Here is a 2175-nt window from a genome sequence, read left to right on the forward strand (position 1 = left end):
AAAATCTGCGGCAAATTTAAGATGCTCGCGTCCACTGTGTAGTTCTCAAAGTACGGGCGGTACCCTTCCCGCCGGCAAGTCATGCCAACGAGAAAAAGTCCAGAAGAATCAGATCAACCACGAACTCACGTCCTCGGTTGTTCCGGTCCCTCAGGACCCAACAGCGTGCATATACAAGTCTCTCTGCGACCTACCTGTCCAACCCCGTCCTTACGAACTGGGCGTACCGAGTAGATCTCAGCCGTTCTTGCATCAATGTCAATGTTCCACCCATGAGCGCCATCCAAGAACATTCGTCTTGGTATGACTGGTCGCCATAATCCGCTGTATACAGACGGGACGACACGTGCTCCTTAGAAAGGAGGTGATCCAGCCGCACCTTCCGGTACGGCTACCTTGTTACGACTTAGTCCTAATCACCAATCCCACCTTCGACAGCTCCGTCCCTTGCGGGTTCGGCCACTGGCTTCGGGTGTTACCGACTTTCATGACTTGACGGGCGGTGTGTACAAGGCCCGGGAACGTATTCACCGCAGCGTTGCTGATCTGCGATTACTAGCGACTCCGACTTCATGAGGTCGAGTTGCAGACCTCAATCCGAACTGAGACCGGCTTTTTGGGATTCGCTCCACCTTGCGGTATTGCAGCCCTTTGTACCGGCCATTGTAGCATGCGTGAAGCCCAAGACATAAGGGGCATGATGATTTGACGTCATCCCCACCTTCCTCCGAGTTGACCCCGGCAGTATCCCATGAGTTCCCACCATTACGTGCTGGCAACATAGGACGAGGGTTGCGCTCGTTGCGGGACTTAACCCAACATCTCACGACACGAGCTGACGACAACCATGCACCACCTGTATACCGACCTTGCGGGGCGACCATTTCTGGCCGTTTCCGGTATATGTCAAGCCTTGGTAAGGTTCTTCGCGTTGCATCGAATTAATCCGCATGCTCCGCCGCTTGTGCGGGCCCCCGTCAATTCCTTTGAGTTTTAGCCTTGCGGCCGTACTCCCCAGGCGGGGAACTTAATGCGTTAGCTGCGACACGGAGACCGTGGAATGGTCCCCACATCTAGTTCCCAACGTTTACGGCATGGACTACCAGGGTATCTAATCCTGTTCGCTCCCCATGCTTTCGCTCCTCAGCGTCAGTTACGGCCCAGAGATCTGCCTTCGCCATTGGTGTTCCTCCTGATATCTGCGCATTCCACCGCTACACCAGGAATTCCAATCTCCCCTACCGCACTCTAGTCTGCCCGTACCCACTGCAGGCCCGAGGTTGAGCCTCGGGTTTTCACAGCAGACGCGACAAACCGCCTACGAGCTCTTTACGCCCAATAATTCCGGACAACGCTTGCACCCTACGTATTACCGCGGCTGCTGGCACGTAGTTAGCCGGTGCTTTTTCTGCAGGTACCGTCACTCCCAGGAAAACCCAGTCGCTTCTTCCCTACTAAAAGAGGTTTACAACCCGAAGGCCGTCGTCCCTCACGCGGCGTTGCTGCATCAGGCTTGCGCCCATTGTGCAATATTCCCCACTGCTGCCTCCCGTAGGAGTCTGGGCCGTGTCTCAGTCCCAGTGTGGCCGGTCACCCTCTCAGGCCGGCTACCCGTCGTCGCCTTGGTGAGCCATTACCTCACCAACTAGCTGATAGGCCGCGAGCTCATCCTTGACCAAAATTCTTTCCACCCCAGAAGATGCCTTCCAAGGTAATATCCGGTATTAGCTACAGTTTCCCGCAGTTATCCCAGAGTCAAGGGCAGATTGCTCACGTGTTACTCACCCGTTCGCCACTGATCCAAGGAGCAAGCTCCTCTTCACCGTTCGACTTGCATGTGTTAAGCACGCCGCCAGCGTTCGTCCTGAGCCAGGATCAAACTCTCCGTAAATGTTTGAATAGCTACCCGATCCATATAAATACAAATCGAACGCCCATCTAGTGCACCCACCAACCGGAATAGGTTGAAAAGATGCAAGTTTGAAACTGACAAGAACAAATCATTACTGACTTGCTTTGTTTAGTTGCCCAACCGAAGTTAGGACTTGTTCAATATTATTTCCAAAGGAATCTCCCAGCTGCACCCCGCTAGAAACGGGCCACAACCACGAGGTTTTTGGCATTTGACATTGTGCACGCTGTTGAGTTCTCAAGGATCGGACGCACCCGACTTCA

The 2175-nt window shown here is 53.9% G+C and carries 1 rRNA gene; it reads right to left on the reverse strand.

Annotation, left to right across the window (positions count from 1 at the left end):
- Positions 1-357 precede the first annotated feature (357 nt).
- Positions 358-1891, reverse strand: a 16S ribosomal RNA gene (locus tag CXY74_RS00050).
- Positions 1892-2175 lie beyond the last annotated feature (284 nt).

The organism is Cryobacterium sp. Y29 (assembly GCF_002929825.1).
Lineage (GTDB): Bacteria > Actinomycetota > Actinomycetes > Actinomycetales > Microbacteriaceae > Cryobacterium.